The following is a 20,867-nucleotide window of genomic DNA, read 5'->3' as shown; positions in this document are numbered from 1 at the left end:
CCGGCAAACGGTGCCGCCGCTCAAAAAACACCCAAAAGGGTGGAATAACAAAGTGGAACAACAACGATAACAGGAGGAATGCCAAAATGAAGATTGCCAGACTTTTTATCGCCGGACTTGCGCTTGCGGGGCTCGCCACGGCGGCCAGTGCCGGAACGCTCGACGAGATCACCAAGCGCGGCGAACTGCGCGTCGCGGTACAGACGCAAGGACCTCCCTTCTCGCTGGTCGGCGCGGCCGGCGAGCGCACCGGCAGTTCGGTCGAACTCGCCGAGTTGATGGCCAAGGAAATGGGCGTCAAGATCACCTTCCTCGACTATGACTGGGACGGGCTGATCCCGGCGCTGCTTTCGGGCAAGGCCGACCTGCTCGTCGCCGACATGACGCCGACGCTGGCGCGCGGCATGAAGGTCGCCTTCACCACACCTTACATGTATACGGGCAGCACCGTCTTCACCAAGGCCGACAGCAAGTTCAAGACAACCGAGGACTGCAAGGCCAAGGGCACCAAGATCGCCGTGCTGTTGGGCGCCACCGGCGAAAAGGAAGCCAAGAACGCCTTCCCGGATGCCGACATCAAGAGCTACAAGGGCGGCGGCCCGCTGCTGCTCGACGCGGTCAACAACGGCCAAGCCGATTGCGGCGTCAACGACGTCTCGGCGGTCAAGGGTCAGTCGACAGCCTATCCCGCCGGCACCTTCACCATCATGCCGGACCTGTTGTCGAAGGAGCCGCTTGCCTTCGCCACCCGCTACGACGAGCCGGACCTGTTGATCTGGATGAACCTGTTCCTCAACCAGGTCAGCATCGACGGCCGCTTGCAGAAGAACCTCGACTACTGGGTCAATTCCGACGCCTGGAAGAAGGATCACTAAGCAGAGGTAAGCAGGGAGTAGTGAGTAGGAAGTAGTGAATGGTGAATGGTGAATGGCCATTCCGGACGCCCTTCACTGCTCACCACTCACTACTCACTACTGCCCATTCACCATTCACAATTCACCGCCATGCTCGAAAATTTCAGCTTCCGCACCATCGTCGAATATCTGCCGCTGTTCGGGCAGGGTCTGATCACGACCGTGTGGCTGTCGGCGCTGTCTTTTGCGGGCGCGCTGGCCGTCGGCATCGTGCTCGCCGCCATGAACCTGCAGCGCGGCCAGCTGTTTCGCGTGCTGGCCAAGGGCTATATCGATGCCGTGCGCGCCACGCCGTTGCTGGCGCAGCTCTACTTCCTCTATTTCGGCCTGCCGCGTCTCGGCTTCGTCCTGCCCGAGCTCGTCGTCGGCATCATCGCTTTGTCGCTGAACAGCGGCGCCTATGTCGCGGAAATCATCCGCGCCGGCATCCTGTCGATCCCGCGCGGCCAGGTCGAGGCCGGGGTTGCCTCGGGAATGACCTATGTCCAGCGCATGCGCCTGGTCATCCTGCCGCAAGCCTTCAAGGTGACGATCCCGCCGCTGCTCGGCCAGGCGATCGTGCTGGTCAAGGATTCCGCGCTTTTGTCGCTGATCTCGGTTTCCGAACTGACGCGCGCCGGCCAGTTGCTGGCGTCCGACCGCTTCATGCCGGCGGAAGGCTTTCTCACCATCGCCGCTTTCTATCTGCTGCTCTATTACTGCCTCAAAGGACTGGCGGGGCTGTCCAGTCGGTGGCTCGGTCTGCAGCCGGCAAGGAGCAGCACATGATCTGGCAACAGCTGCAAAGCCTGGCCGGCAGCTACCCCCTCGCCTTGCGCGGCCTTGGCATGACCGTGATGCTGTCGGCGATCAGCCTGGTGCTGGGCACGCTGCTTGGCTTCGGCCTCGGCATATTGCGCACCGGCGGCAACCGGCTGATCTCGAGCGTGATCGGGGCCTGGGTCGACCTGATCCGCGGCACGCCGTTCCTGGTGCAGATCTTCCTGATCTTCTTCATCCTGCCGGAATTCGGCATCGAGCTCGATGCCTTCACCGCCGGCATCATCGCGCTCACCAACCTCGCCGCGTGCTTCATCTGCGAGATCGTCGCCGCCGGCATCCGCTCGGTGCCGACCGGCCAGGTTGAGGCAGCTCTGGCGTCTGGCCTGTCGCGCTGGCAACGCATGCGCCAGGTGGTGCTGCCGCAGGCGATGCGCATCGTGCTGCCGCCGCTGGTCGGGCAATATGTACTCTTGATCAAGGATTCCTCCGTCGTCTCGGCGATCGGGCTGACCGACCTCACCCGCGTCGGCTGGCTTGTGGTGCAGCGTGTGCCCAACGGCCTGCTGGTCTTCTTCCTGGTCGGCGTCGGCTATTTCGTCGTCTGCTATCCGCTGATCATGCTCGCCCGCCGGTTGGAGCGACGCATGGGCGCGGCGCATGGCGAGGTGCAGCTGTGACATCGAACCCCAAAGGGCTGACCGCCATGACCAATCCGAGCCCGACCAAACCAAACCTGACCAAAACGGGCATGATCGACTTTCGCGGCGTCAACAAATGGTTCGGCTCGCTCAATGTGCTGAAGGACATCACGCTCAGCGTCGAGCCGCGCGAAGTGGTCGTCGTCTGCGGCCCAAGTGGTTCGGGCAAGTCGACGCTGATCCGCTGCATCAACGGCCTGGAAGCGATCAAGGATGGCGACCTCGTCGTCGACGGCCAGCGCCTCGGCGACCCCGCCACCAACATGACGCAGTTGCGCACCGAGATCGGCTTCGTCTTCCAGTCGTTCAACCTCTACCCGCACAAGACGGCGCTGGAAAACGTCACGCTGGCGCCGATCCATGTGCGCAAGATCCCCCGCGCCGAGGCCGAGCAGGCCGGGCGCGACTTGCTGGCCAAGGTCGGCCTCGCTGACAAGGTCAATGCATACCCGTCACAGTTGTCCGGCGGCCAGCAGCAGCGTGTGGCCATCGCGCGCTGCCTCGGCATGCGGCCCAAGATCATGCTGTTCGACGAGCCGACCTCCGCGCTCGATCCCGAGATGATCTCCGAAGTGCTCGACGTCATGGTCGCGGTGGCCGAGGAAGGCATGACCATGATGGTGGTGACGCACGAAATGGGCTTTGCCCGCAAGGTGGCGCAGCGCGTGGTGTTCATGGACGCCGGCGCCATCGTCGAAAGCGGCACGCCGGAGGCGTTTTTCTCCGACCCGAAGACCGACCGCAGCCGGGCTTTTCTAAGCAAGATTCTAAGGCATTAGAGTTTAGCCAAAGCCGGTCGTCCGAAAGGCCGCGGGGCAGGAACTGTCGACGCACAGCGCCAAACAACGAGCCGCCGGTAGAGTGGATCGGCTACGTTTAGGTCTCCGGCTACGCCTCTGGGAACTTCCACGTGCCGTCCATAACCTCCGCGCGTGGTCGATAGAGCCGTACCATCCAGTTCCAGCCGGGCCACCATCGGCTGTACGGTCAAGCCACCGGCGCCGCGCCGCGCCGCTCGAGCGCGGTCCTGCGGATGATTTCCGCGATTTCCGGGCTGCTGCTGCACAGCATCTGGAAATCCGCCGCGTGCAGCGACAGGAGTGAGACAGAAGTTGCGGCAGTGACGGTCGCCATACGCGGTTCGCCGCTGATCAGCGCCATCTCGCCGAAGAAGGCGCCAGGGCCAAGCTCCACCGGGTTCGGCGTCGCGACGCTGACGCGGCCTTCCACGACGAAGAACATCCGATCGCCGGTCTCGCCGCTGCGGCAGATCACGGCGCCCGCCGGCACCGTGCGAGGTCTCAACGCGCGCACGATCTCGACCAGCGTGGCCGGGCCAAGCTTCTGAAACAACGGAACGCCGGCAATCAATTGCCAATTGCGGACGAAATCCTCGCGACGGACTTCTTGAAAGAAGCCCGTGGCAAGAATGCCGGCCCACAGCCCGAAGATGCCGATGCCACACATCATGACCGCCCCGGCAAGGACGCGGCCGGCGAAGCTTTGCGGAATGTCGTCGCCATAGCCGGTAGTGGACAGCGTGACCACCGCCCACCACATTGCCTCGGGAATGCTGCCGAATTTTTCCGGTTGGACGTCGCGCTCGATGACATAGGCCGCGAGTGCGACACCGAACAGAACCAGGCCGAAGACCGTGGTGACGCCGACCAGGTTGCGCGCTTCGTTGGCCAGAACCCTGCCAAGCAGCGGGAAGAAGGTCGAGTCGCGCAGCGGTTTCAGCAGCCAGACAGCACAGTAGAGGCTCCGGTCGGGCGTGCCGTCGAGCAGAAATGCGGCGAGTGGAACCAAAACCGCGAGCACATCGATTGCGATTGCCGGGGTCCTGTCCCTGAGGTCGCCCGCCCAGCGCTTGAGCAGGGTCTCGGCCATCTGCAGAAGATAGGCGGCCCAAATGACAGCGAGCACGGCAGCCAGAGCCAGTCTGCTTCGTCCGGACATGTTCGGCATCGTGAGCGCAGCCACCGCGAGAAGCCCAGGCGCAGCCAGCACCGCGTTTAGCGGTGCATAAATTCTCAGGAAAGGCAGTACCGACATTCTATGCCCACCAGCGGCCACTGTCCTCCAGAATAGATGCCTTCCGGGCAAGCGCAAAGGGTGCTTTGCGATCGCAAGATCAGGTCACGCCAACGCCTGTCGGGCGCCGCTATCGGCGCTCCAGGGTCGCACCGCAGGCGACGGATCAACTCGGGAGCCGCCACATTCGCACGCGACCCGCACCACGCAATTCCGTTTCCTCGAGTGGATCGCAAGCAAATTTTCGTCCAAGCAATTCGTGCGTTGCATCGGAAATACGGATTTCATCGGGCTCCGCGGACGTTTGAATACGTGAGGCGAGATTAACGGTCTCACCCCACAGGTCGTAGGCGAACCGCCTCTTGCCTATGACGCCGGCGACGATCGGTCCTGAGTGAATTCCAATTCTCAGCCTTATCGGCTCTCCTGCGAAGCGTTCCCGCCTTACCGCCTTGCGCAGTTCAACTGCATAGCGCGCGAGGGCTTTTGCATGATCGGATCGCGCCGTGGGCAGTCCAGAGACCACCATCACACAATCGCCTATTGTCTTGATTTTTTCGCAGCCGTATCGTTCCGAAAGCCGATCCGCCGCCCTGAAGAAGTAATTCAAGATAGCGAGGGTCGTCACGGCTCCGACGCTTCGCGCTCTTTCGGTAAAACCGACGATGTCGGCAAAAAGCACACTCACCTCCGCGTGGTTGTCGGCAATTTTCTTTTGCGCTTTCAACCGCTCGGCGATCGATGCCGGAAGAATGTTGAGGAGCAGGGTTTCGGCGCGCTGGTATTCACGCGCCAATCCCTCCTGGCTCTTCCTCAATGCCTCGTTCGTCGATTGCAATTTCTCATTGAGTTGACGCTCCCTCTCCTGCAGGAGCGTCATTTCATAGGCCTTCTGTTGGAGCCGCTGCCTGTTGTCGCGTTCGGCAGTGGCGTCTAGAAAGAGCAGCCACACGCACGCATTGTCAGCAAAAAAATGAAGGTCGGCGACACGCCCGCCGGGCAGTTCGATCATGTCCATGCGAAACGGAAGCTCCGGGCAAGGCAGCAAACCTTCCATGAATTCAAGCTGCTCCGCAACAGGCTTGCCGATGCGAAGCGATGACAGTCCGTAATGTTCAACATTGCCGCCCTTGGCAGCTATACAAAGCTGGGCGTCGATTTTCAGATAAGCGACAGCGTGCCCGTCGAAGAAGAAATTGAAAAACCAATTTCTGACTTCTTTTGGCAATTCATGCATGGTCTATTTGGTGACCATCAAGGCCAGTTGACGAAACGCGTCATCGACCTGCTCGCCCGAGAGCGCACTTGTTAGATAGATTTGCCATCCACGTTGCCTCAACTCGTTGATCTCACCATCCGATATCGCCCACCGATCGGCCAGATCGGACTTGTTGAACAGCAATACGAACGGCATGGCGCCGAATTCGGCCTCGACCCGTTCGCGCAGCGTGAGTGCCACGGCAAGAGTAGCAGCGCGGGTTCCATCGACGACTAGCACGAGCCCGGTTGCACCTCGAACATAGCTGACGCGGAATGAGCCGATATCGTCCTCGCCGGCCAAATCCCACAAAATCAGATCCACGGTTTTGTCCGGGAGCGCGACGCTTTTCTTGTCGATTTTCACTCCGACGGTGGTCAAGTAGGTTTCTGAGAAGATGCTCTGCACAAACCTGCGGACCAGACTCGTCTTTCCGACAGCGAAGCCGCCCAGCATGCAGATCTTTTTTTGCAACATGTTGGGCTCCGCTAGTCCAGGTTTACCGTAATCGAAACCCGGCGATTGGTGGAGCTACCGGTTAGACTGTTTTCAGGTACAGCCGGCTCAAAAGTGCCCGCGCCCCGAACCAGCAGCAGTTCGGGAGCAACGCCGCGCTTGTTGAGAAGCGCACGAACTGTCTCGGCGCGGGCGGCGCTGATCGACGCGTTGGCCGTCTCACGGCCCGTGGTGTCCGAATGCCCGGTCAACATGAACCGCGCCGTTACGCCGGAATTGCGGGCACTCTGGGCGAATTCCTTTATTTGATCCGCCAACCTGTCGAGAACCGGCGTCTGCTCCGGTCCCGGCACAACCTTGCCGGAAGAGAAGAAAATATCGGTCGTCTGGATCGCCTGCCTCAAATGATTAAGTTCTGCGAGGTTCAGCTCACGCAGCTGCGAGACATCCAGAACCACTCCGTCCGCCGAAAGTTGTTCAGCGGCGGCCCGCGCGCGGTTGATCCAGCCGGCAGGAGCTTCACCCACGGCCACGATGCGACCCTGGATGATCGAGAGCTGAACGGTTTTCGGCGGGGACAGCGCCGCCGTCAGCCGCTTCACCACAAACTTCGGATCAAGGCTCTGATAGAATTGCCACTGTGCATGAACGCGGGCAGGATCAACGTCCGTTCCGGACAGCAGGGCTTGCGGGTCGGCGGCAAGCGGGTCTCTCAAGCCGGAAATATAGAAATGTCCGCCCCTCGCCGTTTGTTGGGCGACGATGATTCCCGGTTGGGCCTCCAGTCGCGACACATAATACTGCCAGTGCTCCGCCGCGCGTGCTTCGGGGCTCACGTCACGAACCTTGGAGATGTCGAATTCGGGTCCGCCTGCCGAAAGCTGCCGGGCCGCCGCGCGCGCGCGATCGATCCAGGTGTCGGGAGCCTCACCCTCGGCAACGATGCGATCATCGACGATCGAAAGTCGTACTGTATCCGGCGGATACAGTGACGCCGTCAGCCGCTTCAGCACGAACTCCGGCTCAAGGCTCTGATAGAACTGCCACTGCGCATGAACCCGGGCGGGATCGACCTCTGTTCCCGACAACAGCGACTGCGGATCGGCGCCAAGCGGGTCTCGCAGGCCGGCAATATAGAATTGGCCGTCGCTTATCTTTTGGTCTGCAACGATGATGCCCGGCTGGGTCTCCAGTCGCGACACATAGGCGTGCCAGCGCTCCGCCTCGCGCACTTGGGGACTTACGTCACGAACCCCCGAGATATCGAAGACCGGCCCGCCTGCCGAAAGCTGCTGGGCCGCCGCGCGCGCCCGGCTGATCCAGGTGTCGGGAGCCTCACCCTCGGCGACGATGCGGCCATCGACAATCGAAAGTCGCACTGAATCCGGCGGAGCCAGCGACGCCGTCAGCCGCTTCAGCACGAACTCCGGCTCAAGGCTCTGATAAAATTGCCATTGCGAATGAACCCCGGCCGGATCGACTCCCGTGCCTGACAACAGCGACTGCGGGTCGACGGCAAGCGGGTCCCTCAGGCCGGCAATATAGAACTGGCCATCGCGTACCTGCTGTTCGGCAACGATGATGCCCGGCTGGGCCTCCACTCGCGACACGTAAGCCTGCCAGCGCGACACGTAAGCCTGCCAGCGCTGCGCTGATTGCCAGGAAAGAAAGTACCAACCGCCTGCCAGACTCAAAAGCAGCAGGGCAACGGCCGCCACCAGCCACGGAAATCCGTCGTTTGATTCCTCCTGCTTCAGCTCGACGCAGGTCTGCAACTGCGCCTCTACGCTGGCCAGCTGCGAACCGTCGCCGTCAAACTGCTCTAAGGCCTGTGAGCTTTCCTCATGGATGCGAAGCAACACATCGCGAACGATTTCATGCAATTCCTCCGGCGGATTTCCCCGGATCACCGAAACCAGGGTCGCAAACGGTCCAACTTCCGACCAGAGACGAAGCTCGCCGAAACGGATTGTGTCCAGGCCGCTCTGCTCTTTCTCGTTAAATGAGTCTTTTACAAAATCCTGAATCGCACTGAGCATCGAAGAAATGAGCTGAGGATCTTCGCTCGTTGCATTGTCGGCCGTTACATGCGCTATCAAAAGGCCGGAATTCCGATGAATGAGAAACGCATGTTCCACACGGTAGACAAGGGAATGCTTCAGAACAACTGCCGAGAAGCTTGCCCCTGTTCTCCAGGCTTCAAGTCTCCACTTGAGCCCGTGCCAGGTGAATATGTGCCTTAGAGTTTCATTCAGCGACTGAAAGGTCTGGTCGATCTTTTCGCCGATCGACTTGCGAATTGCCGGCAGAAACACCGGGTACAATATGTCCGTCAGCGTGCGCGGGCTCTTCTGGATCGACCGTTGCACAGCCCGTTCGACAGCTGGCGCAAGCGCCTCGCCGAGTTGCGCGTAAGGCGCTCGTCCGGCAGCACTGGGAAGAACGTCGCCCACGGCCGCCGCAAGCTGCTCGGGTTCGTCGAGCAGATGCGTGACGCGTGAAAGCTCGGAGATTTCGCGGCTGACCAGCAACTGCCGCAGCGTTTCCATGCGCGGATCGGCGGTTGGAACCGCCTCGAACTGCGCACGGTAGTCCGGATCAACGTTCCGGGCAATTTCGATCAAAAGACGAGCCAGAGCCTCGCGATCAATCTCTGTATCGTTCGAGGCTGTTCTTTGCGGAAGGTTGAATGGGTCGACGGTGGACGTCAAGGTCCCATCAACTCACTTTCCAGCTACGGTCCGAGTTGCTCTTGCTCCCGACGGGATCCTGATTGAGACACTTTGCAACCTCGACAAACAGGCCAGCCAAAAGATTTCGGTCGGTCTTGACGTTGCTGAGGTCGGCAAACATCTTCTCGATCAGCATCTGAACGCCTTCATTCTTCTGCTTGATTTCCTCACGCAGCAAATGATCGTTTCGATTTATCCGGTCCGAAACATCGCGCTCGAGCGCGCTTAACTGATCCGACAACGTGCGCACCTGCTTTTCAAGAGCCTGGTTTTGCTCGCGAAGATTCCGGTCGATCTCCTTGTCGGCATCGGCTCGTGAATCTTTTTCGCTCCGCAATTGCCCTGCAAGCGAATCGATCTGCTTCTTTGCATTCGACTCGTACATTTCGAGATTGCGCTTGGCCTCGGATTCAACATCCTTGAAGCGCTGCAACACCCGTTCTTCAAGCTTGGAAAAACGGCGGTCATAGTCCTGCATCTGGTTGCCGAACAGCAGGTCACGGATCTTGTCGACACCGACGGCGTCGCCGGCGGTTCCGTTTTCGCGGGCCTGAACTCCCATGAAGTTCAGCCCGTTTCCTTCTGTGTTACCTATCAGATTTACATCCGCCTTCTTTTCTGAAGAAGCGGAATTCGAAGATTCCTTAGCCATCCATATACCCCCATTGAACACATGCCGTCAGGTAAGCATGTCAGCAATCGGGCCGCAAGCCGGATTCGTCTTGACTTATGCCTATTCATGGGGCAGCCGAGCGCGGTGGCTAACGGCTCGGCAATGGCAATCAGGGGCGATGCCCTCTTAAAGGCGCGGAGCGTGCGGACGGTTCCGGGTATTCAAAAAGCGGCCTTCAGTCGAACGTCGCCAGCGGCTCGGCATTGATCTCGACCCACTCACAGCGACGGCTTTCGTGGTAAAAAGACTGGAAGGGCGGCGGGAACGACGGGTCGGCGAAGGCGCCGACGGGAATGGCGATCAAACCGGGCTGCGTGTCGATGCGATAGTGGACGGCGGCGCCGCACTCCGGACAGAAATTGTAGATGACGCGGCCGCCCTCGTCGCCGGCGCGCGTGAACTGCTTCGCCCGCCCCTCGATCGATACATCAGCTTGCGCAAACCGGACATTGTAGCTGAAGGCGCTGCCGGTGCGGCGCTTGCAGTCGAGGCAATGGCAGACCGAGATGCGCACCGGCTCGCCCGAACAGACGGCTGAAAGCTGGCCGCAGAGACATTGCGCGCGGCGCGTGACCATTGTTTCTTCCTCCTCTTCACATCACTGCGTATCGGCGCTGGCCCTCAGTTCCGTCCGCTTCTGTTCCGAAACCATGGCTAGATCCAGCACCTTCTGCAGTTCGGCGGCATGGTGGAATGAAGGCTCGGCCTGCACGCCGCTGCGAACCGCATCGACGAAGCGCTGGTAATTGGTCGGCACCGTGCCGGCGTCGAGCACCTGCCATTTGGCGTTCTCGATATCCTCGCCGACACACGCCTTCAGTTCCGAACCCTCGAGATTGTGCACGACTTCGATGCCGCCCTTGTCGCCATAGATGCGCAGGCGCAATTCGTTGATGTGGCCGGTCGCCCAGCGGCTGGCGTGAACGACGCCAAAGGCGCCGTTGGAGAAATCCAGCGTCATGGCGAAGCTGTCATTGGCGTCGAGGTCGTATTCGCCGATACGGTTGCCTGGCGCCTTGTCGAAGGTGCGCAGCCGGCAAAACACGTGGTCGACGTCGAGTGCGGCGCCATAGCTGGCGAAATCGAGGATGTGGATGCCGACATCGCCGAGCACGCCGTTGGAGCCGTGGTCGCGCGACAGCCGCCACAGCCATTTCGGGTCGGTGCGCCAGTCGCCCCAGAATTTCGAGACCAGCCAGCTCTGTAGATAGGAGGACTCGACGTGGCGGACGGTGCCGATCTCGCCGGCCAGCACCATCTGCCGCGCCTTCTGCAAGGCAGCGACATTGCGATAGGTGAGATTGACCATGTTGACGATGCCGGCGGCCTCAGCCGCTTTGGCCATCTCGCTTGCCTTGCCGAAGTCTTCGGCCAGCGGCTTTTCGCACAGCACCGGCTTGCCGGCCGCGATCAGCGCCATGGTGGTCGGGTGGTGAATGCGGTCGGGCGTGACGTTGGCGACCGCATCGAACTCGCCCCACGCCAGCGCGTCTTCCAGCGATGTGAATCGCTTCGGTATCTTGAACCCGTCGGCAAATTCGCCAACGCGCTTTTCATCGACGTCGACAGCACCGACGATCTCGACGCCGTCGATACCGCCGAAGCGGCGGGCATGCTCCTGCGCCATCCAGCCGGTACCCAGTATCAAAAGCCGCATTCTCTGCACTCCGAGCGAATTGGTTCGATTCAATCATATGGCGCAGATACGGTCTAGAAAACCCATGCGGAAAACCGCTACGCCTTTTTTCCTGGATTTTGCTTTAGCGGAAGCCGGCCTCGCCCGAAGCGTGCAGCTTGCCGCCGCGCTCGACGATCGGCTCCAGCGCCTTCTCGACCGGCACGTTCGGCGCCTCGAGGATCGCCGACTTGGTGCCCTGCGGATTGTGCGCCCACTTCACCGCATTGCGCAGCACCTTGTGCACATTGGCGTCGTGATAGGTCGGATAGGTCTCGTGGCCCGGGCGGAAGTAGAAGACATTGCCGGCGCCGCGGCGATAGGTCAGCCCAGAACGGAACACCTCGCCGCCCTGGAACCAGGAGATGAAGACGGTCTCCAGAGGTTCGGGCACGGCGAACTGCTCGCCATACATTTCTTCATTCTCGAGCTCGAAATATTCGCCGACGCCCTCGGCGATCGGATGGCTGGGACTGGTCACCCAGAGCCGCTCGCGCTCGCCCGCCTCGCGCCATTTCAGCGTGCAGGGCGTGCCCATCAGCCGCTTGAAGATTTTCGAGAAATGGCCGGAATGGAGAACGATCAGCCCCATCCCCTCCCAAACGCGGCGGGCGACGCGCTCGACGATCTCGTCGGCGACGGCGCCATGGTCCTTGTGGCCCCACCAGACCAGCACGTCGGTCTCGGCCAAGCGCGCCTTGGGCAGGCCATGCTCGGGCTGTTCGAGCGTGGCGGTCGAGGCGGAGATCGCCTCGTCGGCATTCAGCGCCTTGGCGATGGTCGTGTGCATGCCCTCGGGATAGAGGGCTGCGACCACCTCATTGGTCCGCTCATGGATGTTCTCGCCCCAAACGACAGCGCGTATTATCATGATGTCCTCGTGGTGAAGCCGACCCGCAGGGGTCAGTCATAATCTGCCTGGGGGTCAAAAGGGAATAGGCAGTGGGGAATAGGCAATAGGGGCAGAAAAACAAGGAACAGGCGATGGACGCTCCTGGGCCCTACTGCCTATTGCCTACTGCCTTACGCTCCCCGGCCTTCCTGAGCGACCCGCGTCAGCGGCTTGGTCAGGCGCGGCACGACGACGAGGCGCTTGATCTTGCCCTTCTTGTAGGCAGCAAGGAAGCGGGCATAGTCCTTGAAGACGACGCAGCCATTGGACTCCGCACGGCCGCCGCGCAGCATGTAGGTGTGGGCGAGCAGGCCGTCGCGACCGTATTTGTTGCCGCCGCTGACGGGAGTGAGACGGAGCGCCTCGACGCCATGGAAGCGGGATTCGCGCAGCCGCAGATCATAGGTGTTGGGCGGCGTCGGGCCGACATTCTTCTTGTGCACGAAGCGCGGCTGGTCGACCATCGAGCCCAGCCCCGAATGGGCCTCCAGCCGCGAGCCGTCCGGCATGTAGACGGTCTTGGCCGAGATATCGTAGACGGCGACGCCGCCGCCCATTCCGGGCGTGGCGAACAGATCCTTGAAGGCGCGACCGACACCGCCCGCCGGGACGTCCGGCTTGGCATAGGCCAGCATCTCGCCGGCCTGTGTCTTCGACCGTTTGCCAGGCTTGATCCGGCTTGATCGGATGCTCTGGCTGTCTGGCACGCCAGGCAGTGCGGCAACCTCCGAAGTACTGCGTGGCGACCGCGGCGACGAATTGCCCGGCAACTGGGGTGCGGGGTTCTCGGCCGTCCTGTCGGTCTGTGGCTTGGCTGCCCTGGGCTTGCTGGCTTGCCGAGCCTCGGCAGGCTGAGCGGTTTCGGCGCGTGGACGCCAACCGGGCAACGCAATGTTGTCGGGCAGATCGTCCTGCGGCGGCAGCGAAGCGACCTGAACCTCGGCCTGCTCAGGATCCTGCCCTCCGGCGATTGCTTCAACGGCCGGCGGCGGGGCCAGCATGTCAGCGTCTTCCGGCAAGCTGTTGGCCAGCGCCAGCGCTAGGCGCGATGAGCGTTCGATCTCAGCCACCTCCAGCCCAAAGCGTTCCGAAGCGGGGCCATGCTGATCGGGCAGCCGGACTTCGGCGAAACGGGCAGCGACCGGAAGGCTGGCAAGCATGAACGGCGCATTCGAGGCCTTGGCGAAGGCGGCAGCCAGCTTTTGCGGCGACAGCTCTGCCTTGGCCACCACGCCGTCGAAGCGCATGCCGCGCGAAGTGGCGAGAGCGACGCTGGTGTTTGGCGCAATGTTTGAGGCGACACTGCTCGGGGCCACAGCGTGCGTGGCCGGCTTCAGCCGCGCCATCTTGCCGTCATGCGCGAAGTTCGCGGCGGCATGCGCGCAGCCGGCGTCGCATTGGCTGAGCAGCGAGGCCTGTGATTTTTGCGCCGAAAGCCGAGGCGCCCACGAATTGGCGAGGCTGCGGCGCGAATCGGCAAGTGCTGCGTTCGGCAGAAGCAGACTGTGCGGAAGGCTGTTGGAGGCTGCGGTGAGCGAGGTACCGAGCGAATAGAGGCCGGCCATGGTTGCCACCGACCACAGCGCCAAGGCCGCGCCGACAACCGGCACCACCACCCAGCGCTGGCCGGATCTCTTCGAAGTCAAACCCCGTTCAGGAGTATCGCCCCGGTCTTTCAAACGCAAAAACGCCATACAACCACTCTCAATCGGCATGCAGGCTTGCGACCCTCGCATCCGTGACATCCACAGTTCGCTGGTGCCCCCTGCACCTTTCGCGTCTGTTGCCGATTGAATCAAAAGATGGACAAAGTTGGTTAACCAATCCCTCCATCAGCCACCGATTATGCGGCGCCTGATACGAAAAAAGAGCACTCCATGGTCTGCGCCACGGTAGAATGCTCTCCCTCACCCCCGCCTTGCTGCCCGTTTTTGCGATCCAAGTCAAGGAAACGCTGCGTCAGCTTGCTGCAAGCCTGTGCTGATTGCCCGCTGATCGGCCTTCTCAATCAGTTGACCTTCCGGTGGCTGGAAGGTCTATCTGCTCAGAGACGGAGACCTCCGGCGACGGAAATTTACCGATGAGAACCGGCATCACGACTGAAGAATCCGACTGCAGGTCGAACCCCTGCTGCGGCTGGCTGAGCACGGATGGATGGGGCAAGGACATGGCGCCGTGAGATGGACTGTGAAAGCGGCGCCGCTGTGGCTGGTCTGTGCCCTTACGATGGGCGCCTCCGTCGGCAGCGGACCGATCGTCGCGGCCCGCCAGGCGTCGATGAAGGAGATGGCGGCGGCTGCGAAAACCATTGCCGGCATGTTCGACCGCAGGCAAGCCTATGACGCGGCAGCCTTCAAGGCGGCAGCGGACACGCTGCGCGCGCGCACCGGCCCTGCCCTGATTGCCGAATTTCCGAGCGGCTCGCTTGGACCGCCTTCGCAGGCCAGGCTGGAGATCGATCAGTCACGGGCGGAATTCGAGGCCCTGGCAAATCATATCGGAACGCTGGCCGACGCTCTGGCCGCCAAGGCCGAAAGCGCGCCGGCCGTCATCACCGATGACATGCGCATGGGCACCGGCCTGGCGATGGGCGGCGGCAGCCTGCTCGGCAAGCGCTCGATTCCAGAGGAAGCCGATCCGACCAAACTGCCGGCGGAGCATATCCTGCATCTCATCCTGCAGGATTGCTCGACCTGTCATTCGAAATTCCGGCAAAAGGTACAGTGAAGCGACATTATCCGGCGGAGCATTTCTTGCTGGCCTTCGCCACAGTCACTTTGCATACAAGTAAATTCGTTTGTGCTAATATATCGCCGGTCGTGCATATCCATGCATGACGAGCATCGGGAGGATGCAATGAAAACCATGAATCGCAGGTCTGCAATTGCCCTCGGTCTGACGACCGCCGCGGTAGCGCCTTTGTTCCCCTTGGCGGCATCGGCAAAAATCAAGAAATACGGCCCGAAAGAGGGCAAGGAGATTGCGCCCGGTGTCAGGGTGGTGGAGGTCGGCACCGGCAATGCAGACATTCCCGCCTACAAGAGCATCGCAATTATCGACGTTGTGTTTCAGCCCGGAGCACATGCTCCTCAAACCGTGATGGACAACGACATGGTGTGCACCATTACCTCAGGTGCATTCACGATCAAGAAAGCGGACAAGGAATTCAAGCTCAAGACGGGTGATATGTACACCTGCTCCAAGGGCAAGACCGATGAAGCGACGAATACAAGCAAGGAGGTCGGCGTGCATCGCATCGCCGTATTGATACCCGCATAGCAGATGGAATTCCGGCCGGACCACGCCGTCGCGAGTCCGGCCGGCCAGACGAGGCGATCTCGTTCCGTCGTCAGCGCGGCCATCTCACGCCAGCCACTCCCTGATCGCCGGGCGGGCGGGAACGGCGCGCATGTGGTCTTCGCGCTATGGCTTTGTTTGGGCATGATCTTTTGGGGAAGCTGGCTTGGTTTCAAAATCAACGGCTAGGTCGAATGGCTGATCAATCAGCGCATCCACGTGGCCAATACGGAGATCGAAACCGCACGAGTTTTGCCGGCCACCAGGCGGTGTTCGAGGCGATCGAGCGCCGCGACCCGGAAGCGGCCGGCCAAGCGATGCGGGCGCATCTGGAAAACGCCCGGAGCAAGTTCAATTCAGGTTCGGGCAGATTGGACTAGCCGGCAGACGCGGCAGCGCTCTGGCGCAAAGCAAAAAGCCCGCCGTTCAAAGCCGGCGGGCTCCCTTCAATCATACAGCGCGATCCGGTCGCCGATAACCAGGACGACCGAATTTCGGCCTTCAGCGGCTGGTTGCGCTCAGGGGGCGGGCTTCGACGGGTTTGAAGCGACCAGCGATCCGAGTTTGCCGGCTTTGGCCAGACTCGGCTTTTCGTAAGTTTTCTTCACAGAATCCCTCCTCTAATGGCATCAATTTCCTCTGCCAGGCCTGTTTTGTCAAATCTGGCAGCAGTCCGTCACAGGTCCCGGCGGCAATTCGTGCCCTTACGCCGGCTCGCGCTTGAGCGCCTGCGCCATGCAGTGAATGCCGCCGCCGGTCTTGGAAATCTCGCTCATGTCGACGGCAGCAACCTCGAAGCCGCGCGCCTTGAGTTGGCCGATCAGCGACTGGCTCGACGTCGGCGCGATCACCCTGTCCTTGCCGAGCGACATGAAGTTGCAGCCGAGCGCCATCGTGTCCTGGAAGGGCACGTCGATGATCTCGTGGCCCTTGCCCTTCAGCCAGTCGACGATGCCGGGCTCGGTGCAGGCGAGGCACACCGCGGTGAGCTTCTCGGCGATCGGCACCACCATCAGGTCGATATGGACGTAATATTCGTCGATGAAGGCGAGGCGCGTTTCCCAGCCTTCCTTTTCGAACCAGTCCTGCACCTGGCGGGCGCCCTCTTCCTGCGTCCGGGCGCCGCCGCAGCCGATCAGCACCACGCCCTCCTCGATGACGTTGAAGTCGCCGCCTTCGAAGGTGCCAGCCGTGACCATGTCGTAGATGGGGATGCCGAGCTTTTCATAGGTGCGGATGGCGGCATAGTTCTCGCCGCGCCGCCACCAATTGGCCATGGCGGTGATGAAGGCGCCGTAGGGCGTCATGACGCTGGAGTCTCTGGAATAGACCTGCATCGGCAGTTCCGGCGTCGGCTCGTGCCAGTGGATGTTGACGCCGAAATGCTCATAGGCGGCGACGAGGTCCTTGTGCTGCGCCTGGGCGATTTGGACGTTGCAGGGCGCTTCGCGCAAATGCTTGCGCGAGAGCGAGCTGGTCGAGAGGTGGCGCAGGAAGTTTGGCGAGCCGAGCAACACGTCTGTCAGCACGTCGGTCTCGTTGGCAAAGCCCCATGATGTCAGCGGCTTGGTGCCGCCGGCGGGATTGCGGCGCTGCAGCGAGAACGGTTCGGCGATGATGCGATCATGGACGGTCATAAGGTTCTCCTCGATTTGACTATGCAGCTTGATTGGATTAGCTGCTCGGAATCCACCAATCGCGTCCGCGCGCGGTGGTGACATATTCCGGCCAGCGGAAATTGATCGGCGGGTCATAGTCGCAAAGCGGCGCGATCCAGTTGGAGCCACCAATGCCGCCGCCGGTGCGGGTGACGAATTCGTCCATGGCTGCATCGCGCGCGGACTTGTCCTCGAGCAGGCGGAGGGCTGCAAGCGCAACCGTCTTGGCGGCGCAAATGACCATCGGGTCGATGGTGGCCGAGATACCGCCCAGCGCGTTCATCGCCCAGGATGGATAGGCATGGCCATTCGCCGAGCGCAGCGCCGGGCGGGCGACATAGAAGCGTGCGGTCGGCGTGTGCCACGACATGTCGGTGTAGTCGTCGGAGGTCGAGTTGATCTGCGACGGAGGCAAATCGCGGCGCAGGATTGCCTCGGCCTCTTGCGGCGCAACCAGCCGCTCCATCTCGTCGATGAAAGGGTTGTCGGTCGCGGTGCCGCCGGCATTGACCTGGACCTCGCGACCGATCGCTTTCGCCGCCTCGTCCCAGCTCGGAGCGCCAACGGTGGACAGCGCCTCATAGGCAATCCCCGCCATGGCGTGATTGGCGAGGCCCGGCCTCGACTTCGACACCCAATGGCGCTCATGGCGACAACCGCTGATCGCCGCGGCCGCGGCCGCATTACGGTCGAGCACCGCGGTGACCTGCTCTGCCATGGCAATGGTCGGCACGCGGATCATGTACTGGATCTCGGCCAGCCCCGCCGGCAGATTGTCGGCGGTCGCCTGCCCGGCGGTGAGGATCGCCTCGCTGATCGACCAGCCGCCCTGGTGGGGTAGCATGGAATCGCGCAGCGCCTTGGAGGCCATGTACATCGTCATCAGCGCGTCATTGGCGCCGGGCGCCCGCACCGCCGAATGCGCCTGCGGGATCGGCGCGCCATCGCTTGCGCGAACCCAGTTTTCGGGTTCGTCGCAGACAAAACGGTAGATCATCGCGTAGGCCGCGCCGCAATGCGTGTCCCAACGCGCCGTGTTGCAGAGCGGCAGCATATAGAAGGGATGGAACGAGATCATGCCGGCAAGGCCGTCATAATAGCCTTTGGCTGCATGGATCGGCTTCGAGCCCCTGACCTTCTCGGCCGGCTCGCCGGTGAAGCGCAGCGTCCCCTTGATGCCGTGGCGTTGCATTGCCGCCTTGGTGGCGAGAAGTCCGCCGAGGCCGGCAATGCCAAGCCCGGAATGCGGATCGGTGTGGCCGCCGGCCTCGCTGCCGAGGCCCGGCCGCGATCGCTTCACCGTTGCCGCGTCCTGGCAGTTGCCGGGCACGGCGTCGTATTCGCCGTACATGCCGATGGTCGGCCCCGGGCCATTCGTCCAGTGGGCGCAAAAGGCGGTCGGCATGCCGGCCGACCCTTCCTCGACCGAAAAGCCCTCATGCTTCAGCCGCGCGACATACCAGGCCGCCGACTGGTATTCGCGCCAGGCTGTTTCGCCGAAATCGAAAATGGTGCGCGTCGACGCCGACAGCGACGGCTGGATGCTATCGAGACAGGCAAGCGCGGTGGCTTGCGCCGAGGTCGTCACCGGTTTCTCCATGCGGCCCAAGAAAGCAGTGAAGCGGCATTACAAAAAGTGATATGTTTTTCCGGTTCATGCAAATTCGGTTCACCTGAGGCCTCTTGCGAATACCTTCCACACAGGCGCTGCGCGCCCTCGACAGTTTTGCCCGTCACGGCAGCGTCTGGCGCGCCGCCGACGAACTGCACCTCACCCGCAGCGCCGTCAGCCATCAGTTGCGGCTCCTCGAACGCGACCTCGGCTTCGACCTGCTGGAGCGCATCGGCAAGGGCGTGGCGCTGACACCGCGCGGCCAGCGCTATGCCGCCGATGTGAGGAAGGCGCTGACCGTGCTCGGCGATGCGGTAACGCGCCAGGCCGGCACGGGCGTCGGCGGTTCGTTCGCCGTTTCCTGCACGCCGGGCTTCGCCTCTCTGTTTTTATGCACCCACATCGGCGAGTTCCGGCAAATGTATCCGGACGTGGCGCTGTCGATCCTGACGCCCAGGCGGCTGGACGATGTCAGCAATCCGGACGCCGATGCCTTCATTGCCTTTGGCGTCGGCAACTGGCCGAACCGCTCGGTGGAGTTGCTGTGCGAAATCTCGTTCACGCCACTTTGCAGCCCGACACTGCTCAACAAGGTCGGCGGCTTTTCAAAACCGGCCGACGTGCTGCGCGCCAATCTCCTGCATCTCGGCGACACCGAGGACTGGGCGCGCTGGCTGGCGCTGTCCAAGGTGGAAAACCCCGACACCGAAGGCGGCATCTTCTTCTCGGACATGAACCTCGTTTTTTCCGCGGCGATCGCCGGCCAGGGCATCGCCATGGGCGACGAGCTGACCAGCCGCCGGGCGCTGAGCGAAGGCCGTCTGGTGCGCCCCTTCGACATCGCGATCCCCTCGCCGCGCTCGTATTTCCTGGTGTCGGAACATGCCAAGGCCAGCCACCCGGTGCTGGAAGCATTCAATGGGTGGTTGAGGTCGAAGCTGTCGGAGAACCGGATCAGCCCGTACTAGCCTCCCATCCGTGAATCAAATTTGCCGATCAGGCGAAAACTATTCGGTTGCGGTGAGCCGGCGCACTGCCCTACGCTCAAGCCACGATCAAGGAAGAGGCAGGATGCAGCAACCCGGCCGGGCCGCAGAGATCAAGGCAATCGGGATCGGCAAGAGCTTCGGCTCGTTCCAGGCGCTGGACGATCTGACGCTCAATATCGGCCGCGGCGAGTTTTTGACGCTGCTCGGCCCCTCGGGTTCCGGCAAGACCACCTTCCTGATGATTCTGGCCGGCTTCGTGCAGCCCACCGTCGGCAGGCTTTTCAGCGACGGCGTCGATATCACCGAACGGCCGGCCGAGCAGCGTGCCGCCGGCATGGTGTTCCAAGGTTATGCGCTGTTTCCGCATATGTCGGTCGAAGCCAACATCGCTTTCCCGCTCAAGGTACGCAAGAAATCGGCTGCCGAGATCAAGCGCCGCGTTGCCGAGATGATCGAGCGCGTCGGGCTGAAGGGCCATGAGACGAAACTGCCGGCGCAGCTTTCCGGCGGCCAGCAGCAGCGCGTGGCACTGGCGCGCGCGCTGGTGTTCGAACCCGGCGTGCTGCTCCTCGACGAACCCTTCTCGGCACTGGACAAGGGCCTGCGCGGCCAGATGCAGGCCGAAATGAAGCGGCTGCATCAGGAGACCGGCACCACCTTCGTCTTCGTCACCCACGACCAGAGCGAGGCGCTGGCGCTGTCGTCGCGCGTCGCCATCTTCAACCATGGCAAATTGCTGCAGGTCGGAGCGCCGGACGAGGTGTATGACCGGCCGGCCAACCGCTTCGTCGCCGAGTTCCTGGGCGAGATCAACATGCTGCCGTTGAAGGGGGTCAAGCCCGCCGACAATGGCTCGACGGGCCTCTGCGAGGACCGCGCGGTCAACATGCTCTGCAAGGCCGAGAAAGTCCGTGGCGATGCGATCCTGGCGATCCGGCCCGAGCATATGTCGATCGCGCGCGAAGCCGCCGCCGGCGAGAATGGCATCGCCGCCACCGCCATCGGCTCGACCTATCTGGGTGCGGCGACCAAACTCGATCTGACGACGCGCCAGGGCGCCAAGGTGACCGTCTCGGTGCCGAACGAGGTCGCGGCGGCGGCGCTGAGCAAAGGCAATTCCGTCTGGCTGACCTGGCCGGCGGAAAAGGGTTTCCTCCTTCCGGACGGAGGATGACGACGAGAACGGCGAAGTCTTCCAGCAAAGAATCTGGAGCGCG

At 62.1% G+C, this 20,867-nt stretch carries 20 protein-coding genes; 9 read left to right on the top strand and 11 right to left on the bottom strand.

Features of this window, described 5'->3' with window-relative positions; all coding sequences use genetic code 11:
• Nucleotides 1–86 precede the first annotated feature (86 nt).
• The 4 genes from NKJ80_RS05400 (at nt 87) to NKJ80_RS05385 (ending at nt 3,153) form a co-directional block, all read left to right on the top strand.
• A complete protein-coding gene (locus tag NKJ80_RS05400; protein WP_023670322.1) occupies nt 87–875 on the top strand; it encodes an ABC transporter substrate-binding protein in 789 nt (262 codons plus the stop codon).
• Between the two features lie 129 nt (nt 876–1,004).
• Complete coding sequence (locus NKJ80_RS05395) at nt 1,005–1,682, top strand: amino acid ABC transporter permease (protein WP_023695534.1); 678 nt, start codon at nt 1,005–1,007, stop codon at nt 1,680–1,682.
• Nucleotides 1,679–2,353, top strand: coding sequence for an amino acid ABC transporter permease (locus NKJ80_RS05390; RefSeq protein WP_023684787.1), 675 nt, complete (start codon nt 1,679–1,681; stop codon nt 2,351–2,353). The genes NKJ80_RS05395 and NKJ80_RS05390 overlap by 4 nt, the downstream gene beginning before the upstream one ends.
• Before the next feature lie 71 nt (nt 2,354–2,424).
• Complete coding sequence (locus tag NKJ80_RS05385; protein ID WP_023670319.1) at nt 2,425–3,153, top strand: amino acid ABC transporter ATP-binding protein; 729 nt, start codon at nt 2,425–2,427, stop codon at nt 3,151–3,153.
• 208 nt (nt 3,154–3,361) lie between these two features.
• Here NKJ80_RS05385 and NKJ80_RS05380 read toward each other — a convergent pair whose 3' ends face one another.
• The 9 genes from NKJ80_RS05380 to NKJ80_RS05340 form a co-directional block, all read right to left on the bottom strand.
• Nucleotides 3,362–4,429 (bottom strand): cyclic nucleotide-gated potassium channel, encoded by a 1,068-nt coding sequence (locus tag NKJ80_RS05380; RefSeq protein ID WP_352497192.1) that lies wholly within the window; start codon nt 4,427–4,429, stop codon nt 3,362–3,364.
• 145 nt (nt 4,430–4,574) lie between these two features.
• A complete protein-coding gene (locus NKJ80_RS05375) occupies nt 4,575–5,645 on the bottom strand; it encodes an adenylate/guanylate cyclase domain-containing protein (protein WP_352497191.1) in 1,071 nt (356 codons plus the stop codon).
• Nucleotides 5,646–5,648: 3 nt separating this feature from the next.
• The gene (locus NKJ80_RS05370) at nt 5,649–6,143 is read right to left on the bottom strand and encodes a Rab family GTPase (protein WP_023670316.1); all 495 of its coding nucleotides are present in this window, start codon (nt 6,141–6,143) and stop codon (nt 5,649–5,651) included.
• Nucleotides 6,144–6,154: 11 nt separating this feature from the next.
• Nucleotides 6,155–8,833 (bottom strand): OmpA family protein, encoded by a 2,679-nt coding sequence (locus NKJ80_RS05365; protein ID WP_352497190.1) that lies wholly within the window; start codon nt 8,831–8,833, stop codon nt 6,155–6,157.
• 7 nt (nt 8,834–8,840) lie between these two features.
• On the bottom strand, nt 8,841–9,506 hold the full coding sequence (locus NKJ80_RS05360; RefSeq protein ID WP_023670314.1) for a hypothetical protein: 666 nt from the start codon (nt 9,504–9,506) through the stop codon (nt 8,841–8,843).
• Nucleotides 9,507–9,702: 196 nt separating this feature from the next.
• Nucleotides 9,703–10,104, bottom strand: coding sequence for a GFA family protein (locus NKJ80_RS05355; RefSeq protein ID WP_352497189.1), 402 nt, complete (start codon nt 10,102–10,104; stop codon nt 9,703–9,705).
• A gap of 21 nt (nt 10,105–10,125) precedes the next feature.
• Nucleotides 10,126–11,184, bottom strand: a complete 1,059-nt coding sequence (locus tag NKJ80_RS05350; RefSeq protein ID WP_023684783.1) for a Gfo/Idh/MocA family protein — start codon at nt 11,182–11,184, stop codon at nt 10,126–10,128.
• Between the two features lie 103 nt (nt 11,185–11,287).
• On the bottom strand, nt 11,288–12,073 hold the full coding sequence (locus NKJ80_RS05345; protein ID WP_352497188.1) for a ThuA domain-containing protein: 786 nt from the start codon (nt 12,071–12,073) through the stop codon (nt 11,288–11,290).
• 152 nt (nt 12,074–12,225) lie between these two features.
• On the bottom strand, nt 12,226–13,788 hold the full coding sequence (locus NKJ80_RS05340) for a DUF2778 domain-containing protein (RefSeq protein ID WP_502902183.1): 1,563 nt from the start codon (nt 13,786–13,788) through the stop codon (nt 12,226–12,228).
• A gap of 481 nt (nt 13,789–14,269) precedes the next feature.
• Here NKJ80_RS05340 and NKJ80_RS05335 point away from each other — a divergent pair, with 481 nt between their 5' ends.
• The 3 genes from NKJ80_RS05335 to NKJ80_RS05325 all read left to right on the top strand — a co-directional run bounded on the left by NKJ80_RS05335 (nt 14,270) and on the right by NKJ80_RS05325 (nt 15,771).
• Complete coding sequence (locus NKJ80_RS05335) at nt 14,270–14,821, top strand: cytochrome c (RefSeq protein WP_245271863.1); 552 nt, start codon at nt 14,270–14,272, stop codon at nt 14,819–14,821.
• Between the two features lie 129 nt (nt 14,822–14,950).
• Nucleotides 14,951–15,373 carry a hypothetical protein gene (locus NKJ80_RS05330; protein WP_023670308.1) on the top strand — a complete coding sequence of 141 codons (423 nt, stop codon included), beginning with the start codon at nt 14,951–14,953 and terminating at the stop codon, nt 15,371–15,373.
• A 212-nt stretch (nt 15,374–15,585) separates the two neighbouring features.
• Nucleotides 15,586–15,771 carry an FCD domain-containing protein gene (locus NKJ80_RS05325; protein ID WP_023834744.1) on the top strand — a complete coding sequence of 62 codons (186 nt, stop codon included), beginning with the start codon at nt 15,586–15,588 and terminating at the stop codon, nt 15,769–15,771.
• A gap of 324 nt (nt 15,772–16,095) precedes the next feature.
• Here the strand turns inward: NKJ80_RS05325 and NKJ80_RS05320 are convergent, their stop codons facing one another.
• Both NKJ80_RS05320 and NKJ80_RS05315 read right to left on the bottom strand, forming a co-directional pair.
• Complete coding sequence (locus tag NKJ80_RS05320) at nt 16,096–17,028, bottom strand: dimethylarginine dimethylaminohydrolase family protein (RefSeq protein WP_023711883.1); 933 nt, start codon at nt 17,026–17,028, stop codon at nt 16,096–16,098.
• 37 nt (nt 17,029–17,065) lie between these two features.
• Nucleotides 17,066–18,649 carry a zinc-binding metallopeptidase family protein gene (locus tag NKJ80_RS05315; RefSeq protein ID WP_352497186.1) on the bottom strand — a complete coding sequence of 528 codons (1,584 nt, stop codon included), beginning with the start codon at nt 18,647–18,649 and terminating at the stop codon, nt 17,066–17,068.
• An 83-nt stretch (nt 18,650–18,732) separates the two neighbouring features.
• Here NKJ80_RS05315 and NKJ80_RS05310 point away from each other — a divergent pair, with 83 nt between their 5' ends.
• Both NKJ80_RS05310 and NKJ80_RS05305 read left to right on the top strand, forming a co-directional pair.
• Nucleotides 18,733–19,629, top strand: a complete 897-nt coding sequence (locus tag NKJ80_RS05310) for a LysR substrate-binding domain-containing protein (protein ID WP_023684774.1) — start codon at nt 18,733–18,735, stop codon at nt 19,627–19,629.
• A gap of 103 nt (nt 19,630–19,732) precedes the next feature.
• Nucleotides 19,733–20,824 (top strand): ABC transporter ATP-binding protein, encoded by a 1,092-nt coding sequence (locus tag NKJ80_RS05305; protein ID WP_352497185.1) that lies wholly within the window; start codon nt 19,733–19,735, stop codon nt 20,822–20,824.
• The last annotated feature ends 43 nt before the right edge of the window (nt 20,825–20,867 follow it).

Source organism: Mesorhizobium sp. M0030 (assembly GCF_040323695.1).
GTDB lineage: Bacteria > Pseudomonadota > Alphaproteobacteria > Rhizobiales > Rhizobiaceae > Mesorhizobium.
Note: the sequence above shows the minus strand (reverse complement) of the source record. Positions and strands in the feature narration are given on the sequence as shown.

Bases quoted from the DNA above. Each gene is read 5' to 3' on its own strand.
- NKJ80_RS05380 (WP_352497192.1), bottom strand. From the start codon at position 4,429: ATGTCGGTACTGCCTTTCCTGAGAATTTATGCACCGCTAAACGCGGTG.
- NKJ80_RS05395 (WP_023695534.1), top strand. From the start codon at position 1,005: ATGCTCGAAAATTTCAGCTTCCGCACCATCGTCGAATATCTGCCGCTG.
- NKJ80_RS05370 (WP_023670316.1), bottom strand. From the start codon at position 6,143: ATGTTGCAAAAAAAGATCTGCATGCTGGGCGGCTTCGCTGTCGGAAAG.
- NKJ80_RS05390 (WP_023684787.1), top strand. From the start codon at position 1,679: ATGATCTGGCAACAGCTGCAAAGCCTGGCCGGCAGCTACCCCCTCGCC.
- NKJ80_RS05330 (WP_023670308.1), top strand. From the start codon at position 14,951: ATGAAAACCATGAATCGCAGGTCTGCAATTGCCCTCGGTCTGACGACC.
- NKJ80_RS05320 (WP_023711883.1), bottom strand. From the start codon at position 17,028: ATGACCGTCCATGATCGCATCATCGCCGAACCGTTCTCGCTGCAGCGC.
- NKJ80_RS05385 (WP_023670319.1), top strand. From the start codon at position 2,425: ATGATCGACTTTCGCGGCGTCAACAAATGGTTCGGCTCGCTCAATGTG.
- NKJ80_RS05355 (WP_352497189.1), bottom strand. From the start codon at position 10,104: ATGGTCACGCGCCGCGCGCAATGTCTCTGCGGCCAGCTTTCAGCCGTC.
- NKJ80_RS05375 (WP_352497191.1), bottom strand. From the start codon at position 5,645: ATGCATGAATTGCCAAAAGAAGTCAGAAATTGGTTTTTCAATTTCTTC.
- NKJ80_RS05360 (WP_023670314.1), bottom strand. From the start codon at position 9,506: ATGGCTAAGGAATCTTCGAATTCCGCTTCTTCAGAAAAGAAGGCGGAT.
- NKJ80_RS05345 (WP_352497188.1), bottom strand. From the start codon at position 12,073: ATGATAATACGCGCTGTCGTTTGGGGCGAGAACATCCATGAGCGGACC.
- NKJ80_RS05350 (WP_023684783.1), bottom strand. From the start codon at position 11,184: ATGCGGCTTTTGATACTGGGTACCGGCTGGATGGCGCAGGAGCATGCC.
- NKJ80_RS05400 (WP_023670322.1), top strand. From the start codon at position 87: ATGAAGATTGCCAGACTTTTTATCGCCGGACTTGCGCTTGCGGGGCTC.
- NKJ80_RS05305 (WP_352497185.1), top strand. From the start codon at position 19,733: ATGCAGCAACCCGGCCGGGCCGCAGAGATCAAGGCAATCGGGATCGGC.
- NKJ80_RS05325 (WP_023834744.1), top strand. From the start codon at position 15,586: ATGGCTGATCAATCAGCGCATCCACGTGGCCAATACGGAGATCGAAAC.
- NKJ80_RS05340 (WP_502902183.1), bottom strand. From the start codon at position 13,788: ATGGCGTTTTTGCGTTTGAAAGACCGGGGCGATACTCCTGAACGGGGT.
- NKJ80_RS05315 (WP_352497186.1), bottom strand. From the start codon at position 18,649: ATGGAGAAACCGGTGACGACCTCGGCGCAAGCCACCGCGCTTGCCTGT.